Raw genomic sequence first — 24,792 nt, forward strand, 5'->3', positions numbered from 1 at the left:
CCGGATGAACCACGGTGAACGACGCCAGACGTGGGGGTGAACACTTCCGTAAGTGAGGGTAGTTCGTCCCGTTCTGTGTGGTAGCCAGGTTAACAATGACCCTACGATCGCCGGGTGGAGTGGACGGTGGCGGTCGTGGTGGCCGTGGCGTTGGTGGCCGGGATGGCCGCCGGCTTGCTGCTGCCCCGGTTCCTGCCGAGGCGGGACGGTCGCTCCACGTCGACGGGGAGCGTCAGCTTCCGCTGGAACAGGGGGAGGCCCGCGATAGTCGACGAGCAGCAGGCCGGGCTCGGTCGTCGGACGATCGACTCCCTCCGGGCCGGTGTCGTGGTTCTGGACAACGACGATGTCCCCGTTCTGATCAACCCGGCCGCCCGCGCGATGGGGCTGCTGCGTACCGGCAGCACACCCGGCTCCATCGCCGCGCACCCGCTGATCCGTACCCTCGCCGGTCAGGTGCGACGCACCGGCGTACGACGCGAGATCGAGCTGGACCTGCCCCGAGGTCGCGACAGCGCGGGGGAGAACCCGCTCGGTGTGCACCTGCGGGCAATGGGTCTCGGCAACGGGTTCATCGCGGTCGAGGCGGTCGACGTGACCGAGTCGCACCGGCTGACCCGGGTACGACGCGACTTCGTGGCGAACGTGAGCCACGAGCTGAAGACCCCGATCGGTGCCCTGCAACTGCTCGCCGAGGCGTTGCTGGACGCGACCGAGCCGGCCGACGCCGCAGCGCCCGACCTCTCCGAGGACCTGGTGGCCGCCCGTCGGTTCGCCGAACGGATCCAGCACGAGTCGACCCGGCTGGGTCGGCTGGTGCAGGAGTTGCTGGAACTGACCCGGTTGCAGGGGGCTGAGCCGCAGCCGCCACCGGAGCCAGTCGCGCTGGACTGGGTGATCGCCGAGGTGGTCGACCGGACCCGCACCACGGCCTCCGCCCGGGGTGTCGCGGTGATCGTGGACGGGCAACGTGGCCTGACCGCGTACGGCAGCGACTCCCAACTCGCCACGGCGGTGGCGAACCTGGTGGAGAACGCCATCAACTACTCGGGCGAGGACACCACGGTGCGGGTGACCCTGCGGGGCGACGACGAGCACGTCGAGGTCGCCGTCGCCGACCAGGGCATCGGTATCGCCCCCACCGACGTGGACCGGATCTTCGAGCGGTTCTACCGGGCCGACCAGGCCCGCTCGCGTGCCACCGGCGGCACCGGGCTCGGCCTGGCGATCGTGAAACACATTGCGAGCAACCATGGCGGACGGGTCGAGGTGTCGAGCACTCTTGGTGGTGGATCGACGTTCACCCTCCGGCTGCCCGCCAGTCCACCGGATGACCTCCTGGCGACACTGCCGCCGGTTGGGATCGAGTCCGGTCCGACTGGTCTACGGCAGGTCTGACAGCAGATGGAAAGGAAATCCCCGTTGAGCCGCGTTCTCGTGGTCGAGGACGAGGAGTCGTTCTCCGACGCCTTGTCGTACATGCTCCGTAAGGAGGGCTTTGAGGTTTCGGTCGCCGCGACCGGCACCGACGCCCTCACCGAGTTCGACCGGACCGGCGCCGACATCGTGCTGCTCGACCTGATGTTGCCCGAGATGTCGGGGACCGAGGTCTGCCGGCAACTGCGGCAGCGCTCCGCCGTGCCGATCATCATGGTCACCGCTCGGGACAGCGAGATCGACAAGGTGGTCGGGCTGGAGATCGGCGCCGACGACTACGTCACGAAGCCGTACTCTCCGCGGGAACTTGTCGCCCGGATCCGGGCGGTGCTGCGCCGGCAGAGCCCGGAGGTGGCCGAGGCGGGTGCGCCGACGCTCGCCGCCGGCCCGGTGCGGATGGACATCGAGCGGCACGTGGTGACAGTCGACGGCGGGGCCGTGCAGCTGCCGCTGAAGGAATTCGAGTTGCTGGAGCTGCTGCTGCGCAACGCGGGCCGGGTGCTCACCCGCGGCCAGCTCATCGACCGGGTCTGGGGCGCCGACTACGTGGGTGACACCAAGACGCTCGACGTGCACGTCAAGCGGCTGCGCTCCAAGATCGAACCGGAGCCGTCCGCGCCGCGCTTCATCGTCACGGTGCGGGGTCTGGGCTACAAGTTCGAGCCGTGATCGGCGTACGCGAAGGGGGTCTGCGCTCGACGCGGGCCCCCTTCGGGCTGTTTCCACTCGGTCAGCGGACCACCTTGATGTTGAAGTTCGCGGTGTCGAGTCGACCGTAGAGCCGCAACCAGAGCGGCAGCAGCATCTCGGTGCCCCGCGCGGTGGAGAGGTCGCCGAGGTCGATCACGTCGGTGTGGCCGAAGCTGACGAGCAGTCCGGTGACGATCCGCTTGGCCTCCGCGTCGTCGCCGGAGACGAAGACACTGTGCGCACCTTCGGCGAGCTGATGCGGGTGCACCATCAGCTCGGCGGTCACCGTGTTGAGGGATTTGACCACCCTGGTCTGTGGAAACTCGCGCTGGATGCGTTCGGCGAGGGAGTCGGTGTTGAACACCGACAGGGTGGGTGGAAAACCCGCACCGAAGTCGAGCGGGTTGGCGATGTCGAGCAGAACCTTGCCGGCCAGGTTCGGCGCGCCGGCTGCGGCCAGTGCCGGGAGCGAGCCGTTGCCGTTTGTAGCGTTCACCACCAGCTCGGCGCCGCTTGCGGCTTCGGCGAGGGTCGCCAGGCCGACCTCGGGGTGCTGCGCCACCCAGTGGGCGTGGTCGCCGGCCCGGATGGCCGCGACGTCGCGGGTGCCGATGGTCACCTGGTGACCCAACTCCGCCGTGCGGGCGGCGATGGCTCGACCGACCGAGCCGGTGCCGAGAACTGCGATACGCATGTCGATCGATCCTCCGTCGGGACATCGAATCGGCTCGTGCCGATCGCAAGCAGGCTAACAGACAGGTCTGTCTACCACAGCCCTCCCGTCGAGTCGCAGAGGTGTCGGCGTGCAGCCCGCACTGGACGTCCGGAGGGGCGGCAGTGCGGTTGGCAGTCCTTTGGAGCTGATGTCACAAACGAGTCATCCGCCGCCGCCAGTCGGTGTCTTCCGCTGATGTCACAAGCGATTCAGCTCCAAAGCGCCCAGGACCAATGTCCCGCGCCCCTCGTCCGCGAGGCCTTCGCGAGGCCGTCGTGCCGTAGTCGCGCGGCCCTCGCGGGGTCGCCGGAGCCGAGGGCACTGCCTCCGTAGACGAAGCCGTCTATAGGATCAGGGCTGTCGTCAGCAGAACGAGGGAGCACCGATGCCCGCGCCCCGCACTCCGGCCGGCTCGGCCAGGGACCGGATCCTGGACACCGCGTTCCGGCTCTTCTACGCGCACGGGCCGCGCGGCGTGGGGGTGGACACGGTGATCGCCGAGTCGGGCGTGGCCAAGGCGACGCTCTACAAGCACTTCCCGCGCAAGGACGACCTCGTGCTGGCGTACCTCGATCGGGTCGACCAAGCGTGGTTCGGCGCGTTGCGGTCCGCGGCCCGGGATGCCGGCGACGAGCCACGCGACCAACTGGTGGGGATGTTCGACGCGCTGACCGGCGCCTGTCGCCGGGAGGGCTACCACGGCTGCGCGTTCATCAACACCGCGGCCGAGTCGTCCGCCGCTGGGCCGGTGCACGCCCGGACGGTCGAGCACAAGACCGTGGTCCGTGCCTGGGTGACCGAGCTGGCCCGCCGGGCCGGCGCGGCCGACCCGGAACTGCTCGCCCAGCAGCTCACCCTGCTGCTGGACGGCGGGCTCGTCGCCGGTGTGCTGGACGGCGACCCCCTGATCGCCGACGCGGCCCAACGCAGCGCTCGCACGCTTGTCGACGCCGCCCTGCGCTGAGCGGCGACCGCCGGGGCAGCGGGAATGCTGCCAAGATCCCTAGAGTTGGTCGGCCGGGTGCGGGGCGATCATGCCCTGCTTCGTCCTGGTCGCGCACAGCTCGGCCAGCCGCTCGTACGCGGCAGCGCCGATCAGCGCGGTCAACTCCGGGGCGTACGACAGGTACATCGGCTCGGTGCCGACGTGCGCGTCCGTCGAGGAGGTGCACCACCAGTCCAGGTCGTGCCCGCCGGCTCCCCAGCCTCGCCGGTCGAACTCGGACAGGGTGGAGACCAGCACCTTGCTGTCGTCCGGTCGCTTCACCCAGTCCTGATCGCGGCGGATCGGCAGTTGCCAGCAGACGTCCGGCTTGTATTCCAACGGGTGCACCCCGTCGCGCAGCGCCTGGGCGTGCAGGGCGCAACCGCCACCGCCGGCGAAGTCGGCGTCGTTGAGGAACACGCACGGAGCGTCGGGGCTCTGGGTGGCGGTGCGGCGGGCCGGGTTCTTGCCGTCGATGGTGTCCTCGTCGGTCCAGTTCTTGAACCCGCGCCGGAAGTGCTGCCAGGTCGACGGGGTGAGCCGCCGGACGGCGTTGCGAACCCGCTTCTCGTCGTCCGAGTCGGTGAAGAACGCGCCGTGCGAGCAACACCCGTCGGCGGCCCGGCCGGCGATGATGCCGTGGCAGCCCTTGCCGAAGATGCAGGTCCAGCGGGAGAGCAGCCAGGTCAGGTCGGCCCGGATCAGGTGCGTCTCGTCGGCCGGATCGGTGAACTCGATCCATTCCCGAGGGAAGTCCAGGGGCACCTCGCGGCTGCGCGGGTCACCCGGGTCGTCCACCAGCACACGGAGCTCCATCGTCACTCGGCCCAGCGTACGCGCGGTGACGTCCGCAGGCCGGTGAGCCGCGCAAACGTGTTGCGCCTACTGTCTTCACCATGCGACTGGGTGTCCTCGACGTCGGATCCAACACGGTGCATCTCCTTGTGGTGGACGCGCACCACGGCGCACACCCGTGGCCTGCGCACTCCGAGAAGGTGGTGCTCCGGCTGGCCGAGCAGATCGGCCCCGACGGCGCGCTGACCGAGGCGGGTGCCGACGGCCTGGTCAAGGCCGTGGGCATGGCCAAGGCGGCGGCTGCCGGGCTGGACGCCGACGACCTGATCGCTTTCGCCACGTCCGCGGTGCGCGACGCCACGAACGCGGCCGAGGTGTTGGCCCGGGTCCGGGACGAGACCGGCGTACGCCTGGCGGTGCTCTCCGGGGCGGACGAGGCGCGGTCGACGTTCCTGGCCGTCCGGCGGTGGTTCGGCTGGTCGGCCGGCCGGTTGCTGGTGCTCGACATCGGTGGCGGCTCGTTGGAGATCGCCGCCGGCATCGACGAGGACCCGGACGTCGCGGTCTCCCTGCCGCTCGGTGCCGGCCGGCTGACCCGCGAGCGGCTGCGGGTCGACCCGGCCAGCGCGGCGCCGCCGTCGGCGGAGGCCGTCGAGAAGCTCCGGGAGTACGTGGACAGCCGGCTGGACAAGGTCGTCGACCAGGTCACCCAGGTCGGCTGGGACCGGACGGTGGCCACCTCGAAGACGTTCCGCACGCTGGCTCGACTCGCCGGGGCCGCCCCGTCCGGTGCCGGGCTGTGGGCGCGACGCAGCCTCACCCGGGCCGGTCTGCGGCAGGTGATCGGTTTCATCCGGCACATCCCACCGGCGCAGTTGATGGAGTTGGAGGGGGTCAGCACGGGTCGGGCCCACCAGTTGCTGGCCGGTGCCGTGGTCGCCGAGGCGGTGATGCGCCGCCTGGATCTGGACTCGCTGGACATCTGCCCGTGGGCGCTGCGGGAGGGCGTCATCCTCCGTCGACTCGATCAACTGGAGCCGATCTGATCCGGCGGCCGTTTTCGGCCGTTTTGCCGGCGCTCGTCACGATGCCCCCGGCGCTGCCGGGCTACGCTGGCTGATGTGACTTCCCGCGTTCCCGTGCTCCTGTCCAGCTCGTCGGTCTTTCCCGAGCCGACCGCGGCGGCGTTCCAACTGGCCGCGGCGCTCGGCTACGACGGCGTCGAGGTGATGGTCTGGACCGACGTGGTCAGCCAGGACGCGGGTGCGCTGCGCGGTCTCTCCGCGCACTACGACGTGCCGGTGCTCTCGGTGCACGCGCCCTGCCTGCTGGTCACCCAGCGGGTGTGGAGCCCGGACCCGTGGGAGCGCCTGCGCAAGGCCGCCGAGCTGGCCGAGACGCTGGGCGCGCCGACCGTCGTGGTGCACCCACCGTTCACCTGGCAGCGCGATTACGCGCGCAACTTCGCCGAGGGTCTGGCAGGCGTCGCGGACCGGTTCAGCGGGCTGCGCTTCGCTGTGGAGAACATGTACCCGGTGCGGATGGCGGGCCGGCAGTTCGTCCCGTACGTGCCCGGTTGGGACCCGACCGACGCCGGCTACCCGTCGTACACCCTGGATCTGTCGCACTGCGCGGCCTCGCACAGCGACCCCCTGGAGATGGCCGACCGGATGGGCGCCGGGCTGGCGCACGTGCACCTCGGTGACGGCACCGGCGAGGGCCGCGACGAGCACCTGGTGCCCGGGCGCGGCACCCAGCCCTGCGGGGAACTGCTCTCCTCGCTGGCGGGCCGGGGTTTCACCGGGGCGGTCGCGGTGGAGGTCGCCACCCGGGGCGCGAAGAGCCGCGCGGTGCGCGAGGCGGACCTGCGCGCCGCGCTGGAGTTCGCCCGCCAGCACCTGACCGCGCCGTCACCTGTCGACGCCTGACCCGTCCGCCCACGATCGGGCGGTGTCGGTCAGCTGACCGGTGAGAGGGAGTCGGTGGCGGAGGTCTGCTGCGGGGCGACGGTCACCTGCTCGCCGACCGCCGCCCGCTTGCGGGCCCGGTGCGCGGCGACGTGTGAGCGGGTGGCGCAGCGCTCCGAGCAGAACCGCCGGCAGCAGTTGGACGACGTGTCCAGGTAGACGTTGCCGCACCGCTCGTCGGCGCAGACCCCGAACCGGGCGCTGCCGTACTCGCAGAGCCAGACCGACAGCCCCCAGGCCGCGCCGGCCAGGTATTCGGCGCTGACCGAGGCGCCGCGGCTGGTCACGTGCATGTGCCAGTCGCTGGAGTCGTGCCCGGAGATGCGCGGCTGCACCGGGAACGCCTCGAGCAGCGCGTTCAGCTCGGTGACCGCCTCTGCGTCGCGCCCCGAGGTGCCGTACTCGAAGACGTCGCGCAACCGTTTCTGCGCCCGGCGGAAGATGGCGACGTCCCGGTCGGCGACCTCGTCGCGCATCCAACCGTTCTCGTCGGGAAAGAGGGCCCGCAGGTCGTCGAGGTCGTCCAGGCGGGCGTTGACCAGGTCAACACCGGTCCGGGCGTACGCGTCGAAGTTCACACCCCCAACGGTAGACGACTCAGCGGGTGCGCGGCGCGTCGATGTAGTGCGGCAGGAACCGCGCGTAGCCGTCAGTGATCAGACTGGCGCTCTCCCGCACGCCCACGCCTGCCGACTCGCCATCCACGATCCAGCTGCCCAGCACCATCCGGTTGCCGGCGAACTGCGGCAACGCCCGGAACTCCTGGTAACACCAGCCCTCGTCGCCGTAGATCCCCGGGTTGGTGATCTCCTCATCGGCGGTGACGATGCGTACCGAACCGCCTTCGCGGCCGAGCAGCGGCTTGGCGACGTACTCCGGCATGCCGCGCGGCGAGTCGAGGTACGCAGGGAGCAGGAGCTCGTGGCCGGGGTACAGCTCCCAGAGGACAGCGAGCAGTGCCTTGTTGGAGAGCAGCAGTTTCCAGGCCGGCTCGATCCAGGTGGTCGGGGTGCCCGGGGCCAGGGCCGCCGGCCCGTACGGCTCGGCCAGCATCCACTCCCACGGGTAGAGCTTGAAGCAGGTGGTCACCGGGCGGTCGTCCGCGTCGACGAAGCGTCGGCCGTCCCAGCCGATCTCCTGGATGGGTTGGAGCTCGACGCTCAGACCGGCCTGCCGGGCGGTCTCGGCGAGGTAGCCGGCGGTCATGTGGTCCTCGCCGGACTCCTCCTCGTTCGACCAGAGCACGTGCACCAGGGGGTCGTGCAACCCCGCCCCGATCTTGGCCCAGGCGCCGACCAGTCGCTCGTGCAGGCTGTTCCACTGGTCCAGCTCCGGCCGGGTCTGCTCCAACCAGTACCACTGGATGATGCTCGCCTCGACAAGCGCGGTGGGGGTGTCCGCGTTGTACTCCAACATCTTCGGAGGCCAGGTGCCGTCGTACGCGAGGTCGAAGCGCCCGTACAGGGTCGGTGGCGCCTCCCGCAGCGACCGGGCCACCGCCTCGGCCGCCCACTCCGGGATGCCGAACTCGGCGTACCGGCGCTGCGTCACCACGTGCTCGGCGGCGGCCACCGACATCCGGTGCAGCTCCTCGGTGGCCTCCTCCAGCCGCAGCACCTCGTCCAGGTCGAACGCGTACGCGGCGGTCTCGTCCCAGTACGACATGATCCCGCCGTCGGGCAGCTCGGTGTCGACGTAGACCAGACCCTGCGACCGGATGGTGGCGTCCCAGTCGGGGCGCGGCGTGACCGTCTCGCGGCGCACGTCAGCCGCCGCAGGCGGCGAGGTGGGTGCCGAATCCACCGCGTTCGGGCAGGGCGGCGGTGGTCGGCTCCGGGGCGGAGCGACCGGCGGCCGGGTCGCTGACCCGCATCGCGAGCGCGACGGTGCCGCCGCCGCCGACCGGCCCGAGGGCGCAGTCGTCGTCATCGTCGTCGTCCGAGGTCATGTTGCAGCCAGAGAGAGCGAGCGCGAGAGCGGTGAGCGCGCCGAGCTGCACGGAGGCCGAGCGGAGTCGGCGGCGGGGGCGTTGGTCCACGGCATCGTTGTAGCCGATCAACGCCACCGCCGCCGCCCCGCCCCCGGGCCGAGGTGGCCCGGCCGCCCCTCGGCGGGGCCCCTCACAGGGGCGTTACGCTCGGCTCATGCTCCGTTCCGTCATCCTCGCCGCCTCCCGGTCATCCCAGGTCGAGCGGCTCGTCGCGACTGCCCCGTACACCCGGGACGTCGTCCGCCGGTTCGTCGCCGGCGCCGCCACCGACGACGCGTTGCGCGCGACCCGCGGGCTCGTCGACGACGGCCTCGCGGTCACCCTCGACCACCTCGGTGAGGACACCGTCCGCCCCGAGCAGGCCACCGCCACCCGGGACGAATACCTGAAACTGCTGAAGATGCTCGGCGCCGCTGGGCTCACCCCGGCCGCCGAGGTGAGCGTGAAGCTCTCCGCCCTCGGCCAGATGTTCGACGAGCAGTTGGCGTACGACAACGCGCGGGCGATCTGCGCGGTAGCCGACGCGGCGGGCACCACTGTCACCCTGGACATGGAGGACCACACCACCACCGACTCGACGTTGGAGGTGCTGAGCCGGCTGCGCAAGGACTTCCCGTCGACCGGCGCGGTGCTCCAGGCGTACCTGCGGCGGACCGAGTCGGACTGCCGGGAGCTCTCCTCGGCCGGGTCCCGGGTGCGGTTGTGCAAGGGCGCCTACAAGGAGCCGGAGTCGGTGGCGTACCAGTCGGCCCGTGAGGTGGACAAGTCGTACGTGCGCTGCATGAACATCCTGATGTCCGGCGACGGTTACCCGATGCTGGCCACCCACGACCCGCGGATGATCGCCATCGGTGAGGACCGGGCCCGGTGGTTCGACCGGGGTCCCGAGCGCTTCGAGTTCCAGATGCTCTACGGCATCCGCCCCGAGGAGCAGGCCCGGTTGGCCGGCGAGGGCTACACGGTGCGCACCTACGTCCCGTACGGCGACGAGTGGTACGGCTACCTGATGCGCCGGCTCGCCGAGCGCCCCGCCAACCTGGTCTTCTTCGGCCGTGCCCTGATCTCCAAGAAGTAGTTCCTCCGGTTCGGCCGACGGGCCGGCGGTGACCTGTCGGGTCACTGCCGGCCCGTTTCGGCTATCCGGCTTGCCAACGTTGGCTAAGTAGATTAGCTTTAAAGCTATGACAACTAGCCAGGTGCGGCGGGACGGTGGACACATCGCGTACGAGGTGCAGGGCGAGGGGCCGTTGGTGGTCCTCGCGCACGGCATGGGCGAGAACAGGGCGAGCTTCCGGCACCTCGTGCCGCTGCTGGTGACCGCCGGTCACCGGGTCGCCTCGGTCGACGTCCGGGGGCACGGCGAGTCCAGCGCCGGCTGGCCCACGTACGCCCCGGCGGAGGTCGGCGGGGACCTGCTGGCCGTGGTCCGCGACCTCGACGCCGGTCCGGCCGTGCTGGTCGGCAGCTCGTCCGCCGCGGCGGCGGTGGTCTTCGCCGCCACCGACGCACCCGAACTGGTCACCGGCATTGTGCAGATCGGCGCGTTCGTCGGTCAGCCGAAGCTCAACCCGCTGCTGCGGATGGCGATGTGGTCGGTGCTGCACAATCCTCGACTGTTCGGGATGTTCCACAACACCCTCTTCCCGGTGCACCGGCCCGTCGACGACGCCGCGTACCGCCGCTCGATGGTGGCCAACCTGCGCGAGCCCGGTCGGATGGCCGCGACGCGCGGCGTGATCGCACCGGCCGAGCCGCACTGGACCGCCCGTGCCCCGCAGGTGCGGCAACCGGTGCTGGTGCTGATGGGCTCCAAGGACCCGGACTTCCCCGACCCGGGAGCCGAGGCGCGGGCCGCCCGGCGGCTCTTCGGCACCGCCGAAGCTCGGATGATCGAGGAGTCCGGCCACTACCCGCAAGCCGACCGGCCGCAACGCACCGCCGAGGAGCTGCTCGGCTTCCTGGCGGTGTGCGCCGGTGCCTAGGGTCGGCCTCAACCAGCAGACCGTCGTACGGGAGGCGGCCCGGCTCGCCGACGAGGTCGGCTTCCCGCAGCTCACCCTCGCCGCGCTCGCCAGCCGGCTCGGGGTGGCGCTGCCCAGCCTCTACAAGCACGTACGGGGGGCGGACGCGTTGACCCAGAAACTGGCCGCCCTGGCGACCGCCGAACTGGCCACCGAAATGACGACCGCCGCCGTCGGCCGCTCCGGTGGCGACGCGCTCCGGGCCATGGCGGACGCCTACCGTGGCTACGCCCTCCGGCACCCCGGCCGCTACCCGACCACCCAGCGGGTGCCGGACCCGGCCGACCCGGAACACGTCGAGGCCGGCGAACGCGCCGTCGGTGCCGTCTTCGCAGTGCTGCGCGGGTACGGGCTCACCGGGGACGACGCGGTGGACGCGACCCGCGCGCTGCGCAGCGCCCTGCACGGCTTCGTGACCCTGGAGGCCGCTGGGGGCTTCGGTCTGCCCCGTGACGTCGACCGCTCGTACCACCAGTTGGTCGCGAGCATGGACATCTCGTTCCGCTCCTGGCCGCGTACCGGCGGGTGAACGAGCCACCGGGCCGATCGGCCCGGGGCGGCCTCGCCGCGTCCAGGTAGTGGTCGTACCCTTCGGCGGGTGACTGACGAGGTGCAGCAGCCAGCACCGCGGCGGCTCTGGCCGCTGTGGACGGTGCTCGTGGTGGTCGTCCTGCTGCTGGGCTGCGGCCTGCCGGCGGCGCTCGTCGTCGGAGTGATCCGTGAGACAGGCTCGCGCGCCACCGTCAGCCGGGTCGGCGCCTCGGCGGCCGACGACCCGGCCACCGCCGTGGCCCGGGGGCTGTCCGACCGGATCACCGCCCAGCTCCACCGGCAGTCAGCGGCACTCCTGGGCGGCGACCGCGCCGGGTTCCTCGCCGTCGCCGACCCCGCCGCCCACAACGACCTGCGTCGACGCTTCGCCGCACTGCGCGAGCTCAAGGTGACCGGCTGGCGGGCCGAGCCGAGTGGCCTGCCCGTGCCGATCATCGGCAAGCCCGGCGAGTGGCGGCTGCTGGTGCGCTTCCAGTACTGCTTCGTCACGCCGAACTGCCGGCCCAGCCCGGTGCTGATCGGCACCCGGTGGCGGGAGAACGGCGACCAGCCCCGGATGGTCGCCATGGAGGAATCCAAGTCGGTGGAGACCGGCACCCGACCGTGGGAGATCAGCAACCTGGCGGTCGCCATCGGCGCGCGGACCATCGTCGCCACCACCCCGGCCCTGCGTGGCAAGCTGCCCGGCCTGCTCGCGCAGGCCGAGGCGGCGGCGAAGGTCGCCGACGGGTACGCGGTGACCGGCTCACCGCCGGACCGGTACCGGATCTTCTACGCCGGGCGCACCGAGTGGCAACGCTGGTACGGCGGGGAACGTCCGGAATGGACCGGCGGTTACGCGGTGACGGTGGGCGGCGGCCACCACGAGGTGGTGCTCAACGCCGAAGGGCTCACCAACAGCGGCACAGACGACCTGCTGCGGCACGAGCTGACCCACGCGGCGTCGCTGCCGGAGCGCGGCTACCCGGGCAAGCTCACCTGGTGGCTGGTCGAGGGCCTGGCCGAGTTCGCCGGTGCCGGCGGCCAGGCGGTCGACCGGTACGAGGGGATCGCCGACGTGCGCAAGATGGTCCGGGGCGGCTGGGACGGCAAGTTGGAGGGCGTCAACCCCGCCGACGACGCGTCCGCCGAACGGGTCGCCGCCAGCTACGGCATCGGCTACCTGGCCGTTCGGCACCTCGTCGACAGGTACGGGCCGCTGCGGCTGCTCACCTTCTTCAAGACCGTGGTGCACGACGGCAGGACCATCGACGCGGCTTCCGAGAAGGCGTTCGGTGAGCAGTGGTCGACGCTGCACGACGAGTGCGTGGCGTACGTCCGCGCCACCGCCGCCTGACGCAGCTCGCAGGCGGTGCGGCGGTGCGCCGTACCATCGATGGGTGCGCCGTTCCCAGTCGTCACGGCCCGCCAGCACCATGCGGCCCCGCCTGCTCATCGCCCTGACCGCCGTCGTCGTCCTCACCGCCACCACCGCCGCCTCCTGCGGCGACGAAGGCCCCGATCTCGCGCTGGCGTCGGCCACCCGGAACCCGGTCACCGAGGTGATCGACGCACCCGCCACTGTCACCGCCCGAGCCGCCGCCACCCTCACCGCTCCCGCCGACGGCACCCTCTCCAGCCTGCGCGTCCAACCCGGACAGCGGGTCAAGCGCGGTCAGGTGCTGGCGGTGGTCGACTCGCCGAGCGCGCAACAGCGCCTCCGTCAGGCCAAAGAGGCGCTGGCCGCCGCGAAGCGCGCCAGCCGAGGCGTCGGCGCTGGCAGCCTGACCAGCAGCCGGCGTGGCACCGACAAGGCCGCCGACGAGGCGTTCGACGCGGCCCGCACGGCGGCCGAGAAGATCGCCGACCCGCAACTGCGCGACGCGCTGCTCACCCAGGTGACGTCCGCGCAACGCCAGTACGCTGCCGCCGCGCGCAGCGCCGACCAGGCGGTCCGCTCCGTGCAGCGGGGGATCAACGGGTTGAGTTCCGCCGTCGGCGCTCTCTCGGCGGCGCAACGGCTCCAGGCCCAGCAGGCGTACGAGCTGGCGAAGGCGACGGTCGACGCGCTGACCCTGCGCGCCCCGATCGCCGGGGTGGTGCAGCCCGGCGGCACCCGGGCCGGCGGTGGGGCGAATGCTGGTCTGGCCGGGCTGTTGGAGCAGGCCGGTGGCGCACAGGCGGCCGGCCTCGACCCGTCCGTGCTGGCCCCCAGCCAGGGTGGGCCGCCGCCCGGCGTGGACGACGCCGTCGCGGTCGGTGGTCAGGTCACCGCCGGCACCCCCGTGCTGACCGTTGTCGACACCGGGCAGTTGGGTCTGCTCGCCGAGGTGGACGAGACCGACGTGCTGCTGGTCAAGGCCGGCGTGCCGGCCACCGTCGAGTTGGACGCCGTCACCGGCGCCAGCTACGACGCGGTCGTCCGATCGGTCGACGTGCTGCCCACCAACTCCGCGCAGGGCGGCGTCACCTACCGGGTCCGCCTGGCGCTGGGCGCCGGAAAGCTGGCCGAGGACGAGCCCGCTCCGATGCCCCGCCCCGGCATGAACGCGATCGTGCACCTGCGCGTACGCGAGGCCGCCGACGCGGTGACGGTCCCCGCGTCGGCGGTGTTCTCCGCCGACGGCCGGGACGCGGTCTGGGTGGTCCGTGACGGCAAGGCGGGCCGGGCGTCGGTGACCGTTGGCGTCCAGGGGTCCGACCTGGTGCAGATCCTCAACGGCGTGCAGCCCGGCGACCGGATCGTGGTGCGCGGCGCCGACCAGGTCCGCGACGGCCAGGAAGTCCGGTGAGCGAACCCGCCGTCGCGGATCCGCGCGGCGATCCGCCGGCAGGGGAGCGTGTCCCGGCCATCGAGGCGGTGGACGTGTCCCGGACGTACCAGCTCGACGGGGTGTCGGTGGAGGCGCTGCGCGGGGTGTCGCTCACCGTGCAGCCGGGGGACTACGTGGCCCTGGTCGGTCCGTCCGGCTCGGGCAAGTCCACCCTCATGCACCTCCTCGGCGGGCTGGACCGGCCCACCGGTGGCCGCCTGGTGATCGGCGGACGCGACGTCAACGCCCTCGCCCCACCGGAGATGGCGACCCTGCGCAACGAGACCATCGGCTTCGTCTTCCAGGCGTTCCACCTGTTGCCGCGTACCTCGGCGGTGGAGAACGTGGCGTTGCCTCTGGTCTACCGGGGACTCCCGGCCCGGCAGCGGCGGGAGCGGGCGGCGGCGATGCTGGGCCGGGTCGGCCTCGGGCACCGGCTGGACCACCGGCCCAACCAGATGTCCGGCGGTGAGCAGCAGCGGGTGGCGATCGCCCGCGCGCTGGTCACCGAGCCGACGGTGCTGCTGGCCGACGAACCCACGGGCAACCTGGACAGTGCCACCGGCGCCGCCGTGCTGGGGCTGTTGGAACAACTGAACGTGGAGTCGGGGGTGGCGCTGGTGATGGTCACCCACGACCAGGAGGTGGCGGCCCGCGCCCATCGTCGGATCACCATGCGCGACGGGGTGGTGGTGGCGGACAGCGGCGACCCGCGCTCCGCTCATGATCGACCGCCGTCCGTTGATCACGGTCGACCTGCGACACTGGTCCCCGCTCCCAGCGCGGAGCCCCGGTCCGCGTCCGGAAGCGGTCCGGGGCACCCGTCCGGTGGCTCCGGTGGCGCCGCCGGAGCCACCGGGCGCCTTCCGCGCGAGGTCGAGCGGCCCGAGGCCGACCCGGGCGAGGCGCGTGAGAACGCTGCGGGCTCGCGCGGGGTCGAGCGGCCCGGAGGTACGGCGTGAGGGTCGCCGAGGCGTGGCGGGTGGCGCTGGACGCCCTGCGGGCCAACCGGATGCGGAGCGCGCTGACGATGCTCGGGGTGATCATCGGGGTGGCCTCGGTGGTGCTGCTGGTGGCGATCGGCACCGGCACCAAGCAGAAGGTCGAGCAACAGGTCGAAGGGCTCGGCTCCAACCTGCTGCTGGTCGTCCCCGGCCGCATCGAGGTGGGCAACGCGCCAGTCGTCTCGCCGCTGACCCTCAAGGACGTGGACGCCGTCACCCGGGTGGTCGGCGACCCCGATCGGGTGGCGGTCACCGTCGCCTCGGGGGCGACCGCGCGGGCCGGCGCCCGTTCCGACTTCACCACGGTGCAGGGCGTCCTGGAGACGACCCCGGCCGTGTTCACCCGCTCGCTGGCGCGCGGACGTTACCTCACCGGCACCGACGTGGACACCAGCCGCCGGGTGGCGGTGCTCGGTGACTCGGTCGCCCGTGCGCTCTTCCCCGACCGGGACCCGCTCGGCCAGCAGGTGGCGCTGGCCGGGGTGCGGTTCCGGGTGATCGGTGTCTTCGCGCCCCTCGGGCAGAGCCTCGGCGTCGACCGGGACGACGAGGTGCACGTGCCGGTGACCGCCGCGCAACGACTCTGGGGCACCCAGCGGGTCGACGGCATCGCGGTGAAGGCGCCGGACCGGGAGCGGATCGACGAGCTAGGCGAACGGATCGTCGCCGAGCTGAACCGCCGCCACCCGGACACCGAGTTCAGCGCCGTCACCCAGCAGCAGATCCTCGGCGTGCTCGGCGACATCCTCGGTGTCCTCACCGGCGTGCTGGCGGCCATCGCCGGCATCTCGCTGCTCGTCGGCGGCGTCGGCGTCTCCAACATCATGCTGGTCAGCGTCCGGGAGCGGACCCGGGAGATCGGGCTGCGCAAGGCCGTCGGGGCGCGTCCCCGCGACATCGGCGTGCAGTTCCTGCTGGAGGCGGTGCTGCTCACCACGATCGGCGGGTTGACCGGGATGGCGCTGGGCGTGGGCACCGCCCTGCTTGTCGACGCGCTGTCGCCGATCCCGGCTGCGATCACCTGGTGGTCGTTGGCGCTCGCCTTCGGGGTCTCGGCGGTGGTGGGCATCGTCTTCGGGGTGGTTCCCGCGCAGCGCGCCGGCCGTCTCGACCCGGTGGTCGCGCTACGCACCGAATGAGCGGCAAAGGAACAACCGGACGACGGACGCGGACGGGCGGATACCGGGAGCACGGATCGGGTGAACCGGCCACCTGAGCATGATCAGTTGCAGGAAGGGATCGCGCCGGTCACAACCGCCCCGCTACCGTACTGGTAACACGCGCGTCGTCGGCCCGGCCCGGAGCATCCGTCGGGTTGGCACGCGCCGGGCATGGGATGGGTCGGTGAGCCATGGCCGGGTCACAGTCCGACGGACGGCTGTCGGAGGTCAAGTTCCTGACCGTTGCGGAGGTGGCGACGGTCATGCGGGTGTCGAAGATGACCGTCTATCGCCTGGTGCACAGCGGTGAGCTCACCGCCGTCCGGGTCGGTCGGTCATTCCGGGTGCCCGAGCATGCGGTGCACGAATATCTCCGGGGTGCCTTTCAGGAGACCGCCTGAGCCACCGCCTCACCCTCCGATCGTCGGTTGACCGGCGTCGGTGGGCGTGAGGAGTGAGCTCGCGCGCCCTGCGGTCGTGCGCCAGAGGCGGCCGCGGCGGGGGCGCGTTGGTCCGGCTGACGCCCTGCGGCTACCCTGGAACCCGACCGAGACCCCACCGGTGCGCCCCGCCGCCCAGACTGGTCCGGTCCGTTGTCCGCAAGCGGTCGCCGTCGCCACCTGCGTGGTGTCATCCGGTCCGCCCCGCACGTTGTATCGAAAGGCTGTCGTATGGGCTCGGTGGTCAAGAAGCGCCGTAAGCGCATGGCTAAGAAGAAGCACCGCAAGCTGCTGCGCAAGACCCGCGTCCAGCGTCGCCGTCTCGGCAAGTGATCGCCGCCGGGCTCAGGCCCGGCGTTCGGCGTCACTTGCCAAACTGTCGACCTCCGGAGGCTCAGGTGATCAGGCCGTGGTCGTCCCGGCTCGGTCCATCCTGCCGGCGTAGGTGCGTCAGATGACCCCCGGTGGCACCTCAGGTGCTCCGGGGGTCGTCGTCGTCACCGGAGTGGGTCGTTACCTGGGAGCCCACGTGGCCGCCCGTCTGGCCGCCGACCCGCGCATCGAACGGGTCATCGGGGTCGACGCACCGGACTCCGGCATCGAGTTCACCGACCTGCTGGACCGGGTCGAACGGATCCGCGTCGACAACGGTTCCCTCGGTGGCCTCCTCGCCGACCTGGACGTCGACGCGGTGGTGCACCTCGCGCTCGTCACCTCACCCGACCCGCAGCACGGCGGCCGGTCCGGGATGAAGGACCAGAACGTCATAGGCAGCATGCAGATGCTCGCCGCCTGCCAGCGGGCACCCCGACTGCGCAAGCTCGTGGTCCGCTCGTCGACCGCCGCCTACGGGGTGTCGTTCCGGGACCCGGCGGTCTTCACCGAGGAGACCGAACCCCGCGAGGTGCCGCGCGGTGGTTTCGGCCGCGACATCCTCGACCTTGAGGGGTACGTGCGCGGCTTCCGCCGCCGTCGGTCCGACGTCACCGCCACGGTGCTGCGCTTCGCCCCGTTCATCGGCTCGACCGCAGACACCACGCTGACCCGCTATTTCTCGCAGCCGTTCGTGCCGACCGTCTTCGGCCGTGACCCCCGCCTGCAGTTCCTGCACTTCGACGACGCGTTGGAGGTGCTGCACCGGTCGATCGTGGAGGACCATCCCGGCACCTACAACGTCGCCGGCCCCGGCGTGCTGTCGCTGTCCCAGGCGATCCGGCGCGCCGGCCGGGTCGCCGTGCCGGTGCTGGAGCCGGGTCTCTCCGGGGCTGCCGCGCTGGCCCGCACCATGGGCTTCGGCCGCTACGGCCTGGACCAGGTCGACCTCTTCGTGCACGGCCGGGTGGTCGACACCAGCCGGCTCGAGCAGGAGTACGGCTTCACGCCCCGGTCGACAGCCGAGGCGTTCGAGGACTTCATCCGGGCCCACCACGGTGGCGTGGTGGTCACCCGGGATCAGCTGGCCGCCGCCGAGCAACTCGTCCTGGACGGCATCCGGCAGGTGCGCTCAGCGGTCCGGGAGCGGGCATCATGAGCGGCTTCGAGGAGGGGCGCGACCCGCAGTCGGTCGGGCGTTTCGACGTACCCGAGCGGGTGACCGCTCCGGACGCGGAGCCGGCGCGGCGCAACGGGCACCGACCGGCCGCGCAGGCCGCGCCGACCCCGGCCGCGCCGCCGGCCTCGACCGCACCCCCGACCCCCAGTACACCGCCGGCCCCGGCTCCGGCCGCACCGCCGGCCCCAGCCCCGGCCGACGGGGTCGGCGGCGGGTTGTCCGGCGGCACCGAGTCGGCGGTGTCGGACCGGCCCGGGGACCACTGGGACCGCAAGGTCGCGAACGGGTTGGCGTTCCTGCGCCGGCGGCTCTCCGGTGACTACGAGGTCGACGAGTTCGGGTTCGACTCGGAGCTGACCGACGCGGTCTTCCACCCGCTGCTGCGGCTGCTCTACCGCGACTGGTTCCGCACCGAGGTCAGTGGGGTGGAGCACGTCCCGGTGGACGGGCCCGCGCTGGTGGTCGGCAACCACTCCGGAACTGTGGCACTGGACGCCCTGATCCTCTCGGCGGCGCTGCACGACAAGCATCCCGCCCACCGCTACCTGCGGCTGCTCGGCGCCGACCTGGTCTTCCGGATGCCGGTGGTCTCCGAGTTGGCCCGCAAGACCGGCGGCACCGTGGCCTGCAACCCGGACGCCGAGCGGCTGCTCAGCGGCGGCGATCTGGTCGGTGTGTTCCCCGAGGGCTTCAAGGGCATTGGCAAGCTCTACGCCGACCGGTACAAGCTGCAACGCTTCGGGCGGGGCGGGTTCGTCTCGGCGGCGCTGCGTACCGGCACCCCGATCGTGCCCGTCGCCATCGTCGGCGGCGAGGAGATCTACCCGATGCTCGCCGACATCAAGCCCCTGGCGCGGCTGCTGAAGCTGCCCTACTTCCCGGTCACGCCGACGTTCCCGCTGCTCGGCCCGCTGGGCATGGTGCCGCTACCCAGCAAGTGGCTGATCGAGTTCTGCCCGCCGATCCCCACCGCCCACCTGACCGACTCGGCGGACGACCCGCTGGTGGTCTTCAACCTCGCCGACCAGGTGCGGGAGACCATCCAGCAGACCCTGCACACGCTGCTGGAGCGACGCCCCGACCCGTTCGGCCCCTGAACCAGCCGGCGCGACGTGTCGCGTGAGGTCAGCCGGCTCGGCGGCGGCGCTGGAGGGCCAGGCCGGCGGTGACCGCGCCCGCGACCAGCCCGGCGGCCGCCGTCGACGGTACGGCGATCTTCACAGCCCGGCGACCGCTGCGGAAGTCCCGCACCTCCCAGCCGTGCTGGCGGGCCTGCCGCAGCAGGGTGCCGTCCGGGTTGACGGCCACGGCCCGGCCCACCGCGCGGAGCAGCGGCAGGTCGTTCGCCGAATCGCTGTAGGCCGCGCAGCGGGACAGGTCGAGCCCTTCCACGGCGGCGAGTTGGGTGACCGCCTCAGCCTTGGCCGGCCCGTGCATCAGGTCACCCACCAACCGTCCGGTGTACGCCCCGTCCAGCACCTCGGCCACAGTGCCGATGGCACCGGTCAGGCCGAGCCGGGCGGCGATCACCCGGCCGATCTCGACGGGGGCGGCGCTGACCAGCCAGACCCGCTGACCGCCGTCCAGGTGACGCTGCGCGAGCTGGTGGGTGCCGGCCCAGATCCGGGGGGCCATCATCTCGTCGAAGATCTCCTCGGCGAGGTGTTCGACCTCGTTGACCCGCCAGCCCTGCACGAACGCCAGCGCGGCCTCCTTGGCCAGTGACATGTCACCGGCGTGCTCCCGGGCCAGCAGCCGGAAGCGGAGCTGCTGCCAGGCGAATCGGGCCAGGTCGGCGGTCGTCACGTAGTTTCGGGAGGCGAGCCCACGGGCGAACCAGTAGATCGACGCGCCCTGCATCATCGTGTTGTCCACGTCGAAGAACGCCGCGGCGCTCGGATCGGGTGCGCTGACCGGGGCCAGGTCGGTCTCCGCCCAGGCTGCGGTGTGCCCCTCGGCGTCGGTGCTGACCGTCACCTTACGGCTGCGCGCCACGCGAATCCCTTCCTCACCGGTACGACGGATGCTGCCCCGCGAGCGTATCCGCCGTAGACGGGCGACCGGCCGGGCACACAGCGAACTGTGGCGCGGCCGGTCGGACGTGCGGTATGGGGACGCGGGTCAGCGGGCCCCGGGGCAGGTGTTCGGGTTCGGCCCGAGGGCGTCGCTGGCGGTCGGTGCCGGCAGACCGCAGGCGATCGCCGCGCGCAGGTCGTCCGAGCGTTCCCGGATGCTGTCCAGCAACACCAGCGACCGCTGGGTCCGTTCCCGGTCGACCCGGGTGCTCCCGTCGAGCAGACCGCGTACGGCCCGGCGCTGGCTCGACACGAAGGTGTTGAGAGTGTCCAGGCTGCCCGGCTCGGCCCGCTGCACGGCGGCGGAGGTCAGCAGGCGAACTCCCTGCCGGCTGTCGGCGTCCATGTCGTCGAGGACCGCGCTGTAGCCGATCCGGTCGCCGCGCAGCTTGGCGGCTTCGCCGACTCTGGTCCGGGCGAAGTCCAGGAAGAGTTGGCCTCTGCTGATGTCGGAGCTGGCCAGGGCGAGCTGTGCCCGTTCGGTGGAGCGCTTCATGCCGTACAGCGCGTCACCGGGCACCGCGTTCTCGCTGGCGGCGGAGATTCCGGAGACGGCGATGGCCCCGGCGGCGATGCCGACCAGGATCGCGCCCCGGGCTCGGGCCCGCCGTGCGGTGACCGCCGGCAGCAGCCGCCCGCGGGTGGTGGTGGCGGCCGGTTCGCTGACCGTCGCCGGCGTGTTGCCCAGCCCTTCCCGCTCGGCGGTTGCGAGCAGCATCGCCCGCAGGCCGGTACGGAAATCCTGGTCCACCTCGACAGCCGGGGGGTCGACGCTGAGCCGCTGACCCACTGCGACGAGCGGCGCCAGTTGGCCGTCCACCCGGGATCGCACGTGGTGTCGTCGAGCGCCGTTGGCCTCGTCGAGAAGCTGCGCGAAGCGCTCCGCGCGCCGGCGGGAGAAGAGGGTGTTGTCCACCGCAGGCACCTCCTCTCGCTGGTCACGGCCGGTCGGCCGCCGTCGTTGCCAGCGACCGGGCGGCAGTGTGACACCACGGAGGTGAGGTGCCGCCGGCATGCCGGTCGGACCTCGGTGACCCGGGCCTGCCGGGACATCCACCGGTCGCACCCGGAGAAACGCGGCGGACCGGGCACGGGTTACGGGCCTGGCGGGGCGGAAATTACAGAAAGTGATGGTCATCACCGGGCGGGACCGACTCTGAGCTGCGCGGACGTTGATCGACGTCCGTCGGTCCCGCCGTAACAAACTACGGCTGGAAGCCGTCGGGCAGCAGCCGGGCCAGGGCGCGGACAGCGCGGTACTGGAGGGCCTTGATGGCTCCCTCGTTCTTGCCCATCGCGCGGGCCGTCTCGGCGACCGAGAAGCCCTGGAGGAAGCGGAGCACGATGCACTCCTGCTGCTCCGGGTTGAGCTGCTTGACGGCGGTGAGGAGCGCGACGTTGGTGATGTGCTCCACCACCGCCGCCTCCGGGCTGCCCTCCGGGCCCCGGTCCTCCCGGTCGGCGTCGAGCACGTCGCCGGTGGTGACCTCCAGCCGGTACCGGCCCGACTTGAAGTGGTCCGCGACGAGGTTACGGGCGATCGTCACCAGCCAGGCGCCGAGGTCGCGGCCCTGCCAGGTGAAGCTGCCGATCCGCTTGAGCGCGCGCAGGAAGGTGTCCGAGGTGAGGTCCTCGGCGAGTTGCCGGTTGCCTACCCGGAAGTAGACGAACCGGAAAACGGTGTCCACGTAGCGGTCGTAGATCAGACCGAACGCCTCGGACTCACCGGCCTGGGCCCGCTCGATCAGCGTCCAGACCTCGGTCGCCGGGTCGGACGGGTCCGGGCGGCTCGGGAAACCGGTCGGAGTGGTCGCGGTGGTGGCCGGCACCGCCGGGATCACCGCTGTCTCGCCCGCCGCCGGGTCGGTGGTGACCGCCGGTGTGTCGCTTACCCGACGCCCCTGCACAGGCATCGTGGGTCGCGGCGGTACGGCGACCCGGCCGCCGGCCGGCTTCGCGTTTCCACCGGGCACCGCGGGTCGCGGCGGTGGCTCGTTGTGGTGTGGCCGGCTGCGGATCCGCTGCGCCGCGCCGTCACCTCGCACGACGCCGCCGTGCTGTTCGTCAGACGGGGCACGGGCCGCGGGCCGCTCGTTGACGTGGGAGCGGGCGGGTTGACCGGTCAGGCCGACCGGACGTTCCGCGTATCCGAAGGTGGTCATCGCGTCGCCCCCGTCCCGTCGGTCGCCGGGCGGGCCGGTCTGGGTCTCGTCGGGGCGGACCGGCCGGGTGACCGGTCGGGCAGGACGGTCACGGGAGTTGCCGACGCGCGGCAATTCCCGTGGAGGTGCTGGTCCAATGCGCTCACAGGCACGGGGGCCTCCTCGGGCTGAGGGGTGTCGACTCACGGCAAATGGGGTGAGCCGACCCGAGTGATGATAGGGCCAACGTCACCCGCGCGTGGCAAGTCCGTTACACAAGGCGGAAGTATTTCCCGCTCCGTCGCACCGGTGGCGGACCGGTTGTCCGTCGTGTGCGATTGACTTTCCGTCGGCTCGGTGTTCCAGGATGGATCCCCAGGTCGGAGGCTTTCCGGCCGTTCGGCTGACCCACCGCGCCGGCCGGCCGGACGGTGGCGGCCGAACCGCCCTTGGTCAGCGTCGCACGTCCCATCGACAGGACCTGATCTGATCGCCGGTGGCACACCGGACAGTCCCGTACATGGGACTGTCGCAGTGTCGTCCTCCGGGCGTGGCGCACCACCATCGGGCGTGGCCCGCCGGGGTCCGCTGTGCCAGACTCGATCACCGTGCAGGACGTCTCGGAAAGCCCCGCGCCGAACCTCGCCGACCGGGTCCGCCGGGCGGCTCTCGACAGCGCCGACCGGCCCGCGCTGCACTGGCGTGAACACTCAGTGAGCTGGTCCGAACTGGACACCGCTGTGGACGCCGCCGCCCGCGGCCTGTCCGCCGCCGCGCCACCCACCGACCCCGGCGGTACCCCGCCACGCGTCGCCATCGCGTTGCCCAACACACCGGACTTCGTGATCGCCTGGCTCGGCGCCCTCCGCGCCGGACTGGTCACCGTGCCGGTCAACCCCGGCCTCACCGCCCCGGAGCTACGGCACGTGCTCGCCGACTCCGGCGCGTCGGTGCTCATCGCCACCGACCACGTTCGAGGCCTGGTCGCCGACGTGGCCGCCGAACTGCCCGCGCTCGCCTCGGTGCACGGCACGCCACCGACCGTCGACCCGCCCGGACCGGCACCCCGCCCGCGACGTGGCGGCACCGACCTTGCTGTTCTGCTCTACACCTCCGGCACCGAGGGGCGACCCAAGGGAGCGATGCTCTCGCACCAGGCCCTGCTCGCCAACCACGAACAGGTCGACGGGATCGAGCCGCCGGTGGTCGGGCCGACCGACACCGTTCTCCTGGCGTTGCCGCTGTTCCACGCGTACGGGCTCAACTCGGGGCTCGGCGCGGTAGTGCACCACGGCGCGACGGGTGTGCTGCTCGACGAGCCGGGCCCGACGGCAGGGCTGGACGAGGTCGCGCGGCACCGGGTCAGCGTGCTGGTCGGCGTACCGTCGATGTTCCTGACCTGGGCCGGCGCGGCCGCGGCCCGCGCGGCGACCGCGTCGGTGCGGGTGGCGGTCTGCGGCGCGGCACCGCTCGAACCCGCTGTCGCGGCGCGCTTCACCGAGGTCACCGGGCATCAGGTCCACATCGGGTACGGCCTCACCGAGACCGCGCCGGTGCTCACCTCCACCCTGGTCGGCGGCGTGGCCAAGCCGGGTTCGATCGGCCGGCCGCTGCCCGGGGTGCGGCTGCGCCTGGTCGGCGCCGACGGGACGGACCTGTGGCGGGACGGGCTGGCCGTCCCCGACGACGACCCCGACGAGCTGGACATCTCCGACGTGGCTCCGGGCACCGACCCGGGGCAGATCGTGGTGTCCGGCCCGAACCTCTTCACCGGCTACTGGCCCGACGGTCGGGGTGGCCCGGACGCCGACGGTTGGTGGGGCACCGGTGACATCGCGTACGCCGACGAGGACGGTGACCTCTTCCTGGTCGACCGGCTCGGCGAGCTGATCCTGGTCAACGGGTTCAACGTGTACCCGCACGAGGTCGAGCTGGTGCTCGCCGGGCACCCCGGGGTGGTCGAGTCGGCGGTACTGGGTGTGCCACACCCGCGGACCGGCGAGACTGTGCGGGCGTACGTGGTGCCGGCGCAGGGCCGACCGGTGACCAGCGAGGAACTGCTCGCCCACTGCGCACGGAACCTGGCCCGGTTCAAGTGCCCGACCGGTGTCGAGTTCGTCGACGCCCTGCCGCACTCGGCGATCGGCAAGGTACGCAAGACCCAACTCCGGTCGGCGCCGCCGACCGACCGCACGGAGGTAACCGATGGCCAGTGACGCCCGACTCGCCCTGATCACCCGACCCGGCTGCCACCTGTGCGACGACGCCAAGGCGGCGCTCGACCGGGTGGTCGCGGTCACCGGCGACAAGTGGGTCGAGTGGGACGTCACCGGCGACGAGGGGCTGGAGCGGGAGTACGGGGACCGGCTACCGGTGGTCATGCTCGACGGCAAGGAGCACGGCTACTGGCGGGTCGAGGAGGACCGGCTGCTGCGGGACCTGACCACGCCGCAGCTCTGACCGGTACCTATGGTGC

The 24,792-nt window shown here is 72.0% G+C and carries 26 protein-coding genes; 18 read left to right on the plus strand and 8 right to left on the minus strand.

The window, feature by feature from the left end; genetic code table 11:
• Positions 1–114 precede the first annotated feature (114 nt).
• Both AB0B68_RS01630 and AB0B68_RS01635 read left to right on the plus strand, forming a co-directional pair.
• Positions 115–1,398, plus strand: a complete 1,284-nt coding sequence (locus AB0B68_RS01630) for an ATP-binding protein (RefSeq protein WP_357197655.1) — start codon at positions 115–117, stop codon at positions 1,396–1,398.
• Positions 1,399–1,422: 24 nt separating this feature from the next.
• Entirely contained in the window at positions 1,423–2,106 is a 684-nt protein-coding gene (locus AB0B68_RS01635) for a response regulator transcription factor (protein WP_030329696.1), read from the plus strand.
• A gap of 61 nt (positions 2,107–2,167) precedes the next feature.
• On the opposite strand, the gene AB0B68_RS01640 is transcribed toward AB0B68_RS01635, so the two are convergent.
• A complete protein-coding gene (locus AB0B68_RS01640) occupies positions 2,168–2,821 on the minus strand; it encodes an NAD(P)-binding domain-containing protein (RefSeq protein ID WP_357257376.1) in 654 nt (217 codons plus the stop codon).
• Positions 2,822–3,227: 406 nt separating this feature from the next.
• On the opposite strand from AB0B68_RS01640, the gene AB0B68_RS01645 reads away from it, so the two are divergent.
• On the plus strand, positions 3,228–3,806 hold the full coding sequence (locus AB0B68_RS01645; RefSeq protein ID WP_357197649.1) for a TetR/AcrR family transcriptional regulator: 579 nt from the start codon (positions 3,228–3,230) through the stop codon (positions 3,804–3,806).
• Between the two features lie 39 nt (positions 3,807–3,845).
• Here the strand turns inward: AB0B68_RS01645 and AB0B68_RS01650 are convergent, their stop codons facing one another.
• Positions 3,846–4,643, minus strand: a complete 798-nt coding sequence (locus AB0B68_RS01650; protein ID WP_357197692.1) for a hypothetical protein — start codon at positions 4,641–4,643, stop codon at positions 3,846–3,848.
• Positions 4,644–4,723: 80 nt separating this feature from the next.
• Here AB0B68_RS01650 and AB0B68_RS01655 point away from each other — a divergent pair, with 80 nt between their 5' ends.
• Positions 4,724–5,668, plus strand: a complete 945-nt coding sequence (locus AB0B68_RS01655; protein ID WP_357257378.1) for a Ppx/GppA phosphatase family protein — start codon at positions 4,724–4,726, stop codon at positions 5,666–5,668.
• Between the two features lie 75 nt (positions 5,669–5,743).
• A complete protein-coding gene (locus AB0B68_RS01660) occupies positions 5,744–6,550 on the plus strand; it encodes a sugar phosphate isomerase/epimerase (RefSeq protein WP_357197643.1) in 807 nt (268 codons plus the stop codon).
• 29 nt (positions 6,551–6,579) lie between these two features.
• Here the strand turns inward: AB0B68_RS01660 and AB0B68_RS01665 are convergent, their stop codons facing one another.
• Genes AB0B68_RS01665 through AB0B68_RS01675 form a run of 3 tightly spaced genes read right to left on the minus strand, consistent with a single transcriptional unit; the run spans position 6,580 to position 8,627 of the window.
• Entirely contained in the window at positions 6,580–7,167 is a 588-nt protein-coding gene (locus AB0B68_RS01665) for a CGNR zinc finger domain-containing protein (protein WP_357197640.1), read from the minus strand.
• 19 nt (positions 7,168–7,186) lie between these two features.
• Positions 7,187–8,353 carry a glutathionylspermidine synthase family protein gene (locus AB0B68_RS01670; protein WP_357197637.1) on the minus strand — a complete coding sequence of 389 codons (1,167 nt, stop codon included), beginning with the start codon at positions 8,351–8,353 and terminating at the stop codon, positions 7,187–7,189.
• Position 8,354: 1 nt separating this feature from the next.
• On the minus strand, positions 8,355–8,627 hold the full coding sequence (locus AB0B68_RS01675) for a hypothetical protein (protein WP_357257380.1): 273 nt from the start codon (positions 8,625–8,627) through the stop codon (positions 8,355–8,357).
• A gap of 106 nt (positions 8,628–8,733) precedes the next feature.
• Here AB0B68_RS01675 and AB0B68_RS01680 point away from each other — a divergent pair, with 106 nt between their 5' ends.
• From AB0B68_RS01680 to AB0B68_RS01730, 11 genes are all read left to right on the plus strand, one after another.
• On the plus strand, positions 8,734–9,654 hold the full coding sequence (locus AB0B68_RS01680) for a proline dehydrogenase family protein (protein ID WP_357257382.1): 921 nt from the start codon (positions 8,734–8,736) through the stop codon (positions 9,652–9,654).
• 106 nt (positions 9,655–9,760) lie between these two features.
• Positions 9,761–10,561, plus strand: a complete 801-nt coding sequence (locus tag AB0B68_RS01685; protein WP_357257384.1) for an alpha/beta hydrolase — start codon at positions 9,761–9,763, stop codon at positions 10,559–10,561.
• A complete protein-coding gene (locus tag AB0B68_RS01690) occupies positions 10,554–11,129 on the plus strand; it encodes a WHG domain-containing protein (RefSeq protein ID WP_357197629.1) in 576 nt (191 codons plus the stop codon). Before AB0B68_RS01685 ends, AB0B68_RS01690 begins: the two co-directional genes overlap by 8 nt.
• A gap of 69 nt (positions 11,130–11,198) precedes the next feature.
• Positions 11,199–12,488, plus strand: coding sequence for a hypothetical protein (locus tag AB0B68_RS01695; protein WP_357197626.1), 1,290 nt, complete (start codon positions 11,199–11,201; stop codon positions 12,486–12,488).
• 79 nt (positions 12,489–12,567) lie between these two features.
• Entirely contained in the window at positions 12,568–13,923 is a 1,356-nt protein-coding gene (locus tag AB0B68_RS01700) for an efflux RND transporter periplasmic adaptor subunit (RefSeq protein ID WP_357257514.1), read from the plus strand.
• A complete protein-coding gene (locus tag AB0B68_RS01705) occupies positions 13,920–14,906 on the plus strand; it encodes an ABC transporter ATP-binding protein (protein WP_357197623.1) in 987 nt (328 codons plus the stop codon). Before AB0B68_RS01700 ends, AB0B68_RS01705 begins: the two co-directional genes overlap by 4 nt.
• On the plus strand, positions 14,903–16,087 hold the full coding sequence (locus tag AB0B68_RS01710; protein ID WP_357197620.1) for an ABC transporter permease: 1,185 nt from the start codon (positions 14,903–14,905) through the stop codon (positions 16,085–16,087). Before AB0B68_RS01705 ends, AB0B68_RS01710 begins: the two co-directional genes overlap by 4 nt.
• Before the next feature lie 212 nt (positions 16,088–16,299).
• Complete coding sequence (locus AB0B68_RS01715; RefSeq protein WP_007465625.1) at positions 16,300–16,509, plus strand: helix-turn-helix domain-containing protein; 210 nt, start codon at positions 16,300–16,302, stop codon at positions 16,507–16,509.
• A gap of 270 nt (positions 16,510–16,779) precedes the next feature.
• Positions 16,780–16,881 carry an AURKAIP1/COX24 domain-containing protein gene (locus tag AB0B68_RS01720; protein WP_007465623.1) on the plus strand — a complete coding sequence of 34 codons (102 nt, stop codon included), beginning with the start codon at positions 16,780–16,782 and terminating at the stop codon, positions 16,879–16,881.
• A 121-nt stretch (positions 16,882–17,002) separates the two neighbouring features.
• Positions 17,003–18,079 carry an NAD-dependent epimerase/dehydratase family protein gene (locus AB0B68_RS01725; RefSeq protein WP_357197617.1) on the plus strand — a complete coding sequence of 359 codons (1,077 nt, stop codon included), beginning with the start codon at positions 17,003–17,005 and terminating at the stop codon, positions 18,077–18,079.
• A gap of 236 nt (positions 18,080–18,315) precedes the next feature.
• Entirely contained in the window at positions 18,316–19,197 is an 882-nt protein-coding gene (locus AB0B68_RS01730) for a lysophospholipid acyltransferase family protein (protein WP_357197687.1), read from the plus strand.
• 28 nt (positions 19,198–19,225) lie between these two features.
• On the opposite strand, the gene AB0B68_RS01735 is transcribed toward AB0B68_RS01730, so the two are convergent.
• From AB0B68_RS01735 to AB0B68_RS01745, 3 genes are all read right to left on the minus strand, one after another.
• Complete coding sequence (locus tag AB0B68_RS01735; protein WP_357257386.1) at positions 19,226–20,095, minus strand: HAD-IB family hydrolase; 870 nt, start codon at positions 20,093–20,095, stop codon at positions 19,226–19,228.
• Positions 20,096–20,221: 126 nt separating this feature from the next.
• The gene (locus AB0B68_RS01740; protein WP_357257387.1) at positions 20,222–21,091 is read right to left on the minus strand and encodes a DUF5667 domain-containing protein; all 870 of its coding nucleotides are present in this window, start codon (positions 21,089–21,091) and stop codon (positions 20,222–20,224) included.
• A gap of 289 nt (positions 21,092–21,380) precedes the next feature.
• Positions 21,381–22,337, minus strand: coding sequence for an ECF subfamily RNA polymerase sigma factor, BldN family (locus AB0B68_RS01745; RefSeq protein WP_357197613.1), 957 nt, complete (start codon positions 22,335–22,337; stop codon positions 21,381–21,383).
• 587 nt (positions 22,338–22,924) lie between these two features.
• Here AB0B68_RS01745 and AB0B68_RS01750 point away from each other — a divergent pair.
• Positions 22,925–24,532, plus strand: a complete 1,608-nt coding sequence (locus tag AB0B68_RS01750; protein ID WP_357257389.1) for an AMP-binding protein — start codon at positions 22,925–22,927, stop codon at positions 24,530–24,532.
• Positions 24,522–24,776, plus strand: a complete 255-nt coding sequence (locus tag AB0B68_RS01755; protein WP_030490173.1) for a glutaredoxin family protein — start codon at positions 24,522–24,524, stop codon at positions 24,774–24,776. Before AB0B68_RS01750 ends, AB0B68_RS01755 begins: the two co-directional genes overlap by 11 nt.
• Positions 24,777–24,792 lie beyond the last annotated feature (16 nt).

The sequence above is a fragment of the Micromonospora sp. NPDC049049 genome (assembly GCF_040649115.1).
Classification (GTDB): Bacteria; Actinomycetota; Actinomycetes; order Mycobacteriales; family Micromonosporaceae; genus Micromonospora.

Coding starts and splice junctions, on each gene's coding strand:
- AB0B68_RS01725 (WP_357197617.1), top strand. CDS start 17,003: ATGACCCCCGGTGGCACCTCAGGTGCTCCGGGGGTCGTCGTCGTCACC.
- AB0B68_RS01715 (WP_007465625.1), top strand. CDS start 16,300: ATGGCCGGGTCACAGTCCGACGGACGGCTGTCGGAGGTCAAGTTCCTG.
- AB0B68_RS01745 (WP_357197613.1), bottom strand. CDS start 22,337: ATGACCACCTTCGGATACGCGGAACGTCCGGTCGGCCTGACCGGTCAA.
- AB0B68_RS01685 (WP_357257384.1), top strand. CDS start 9,761: ATGACAACTAGCCAGGTGCGGCGGGACGGTGGACACATCGCGTACGAG.
- AB0B68_RS01700 (WP_357257514.1), top strand. CDS start 12,568: ATGCGGCCCCGCCTGCTCATCGCCCTGACCGCCGTCGTCGTCCTCACC.
- AB0B68_RS01720 (WP_007465623.1), top strand. CDS start 16,780: ATGGGCTCGGTGGTCAAGAAGCGCCGTAAGCGCATGGCTAAGAAGAAG.
- AB0B68_RS01755 (WP_030490173.1), top strand. CDS start 24,522: ATGGCCAGTGACGCCCGACTCGCCCTGATCACCCGACCCGGCTGCCAC.
- AB0B68_RS01680 (WP_357257382.1), top strand. CDS start 8,734: ATGCTCCGTTCCGTCATCCTCGCCGCCTCCCGGTCATCCCAGGTCGAG.
- AB0B68_RS01655 (WP_357257378.1), top strand. CDS start 4,724: ATGCGACTGGGTGTCCTCGACGTCGGATCCAACACGGTGCATCTCCTT.
- AB0B68_RS01645 (WP_357197649.1), top strand. CDS start 3,228: ATGCCCGCGCCCCGCACTCCGGCCGGCTCGGCCAGGGACCGGATCCTG.
- AB0B68_RS01640 (WP_357257376.1), bottom strand. CDS start 2,821: ATGCGTATCGCAGTTCTCGGCACCGGCTCGGTCGGTCGAGCCATCGCC.
- AB0B68_RS01650 (WP_357197692.1), bottom strand. CDS start 4,643: ATGGAGCTCCGTGTGCTGGTGGACGACCCGGGTGACCCGCGCAGCCGC.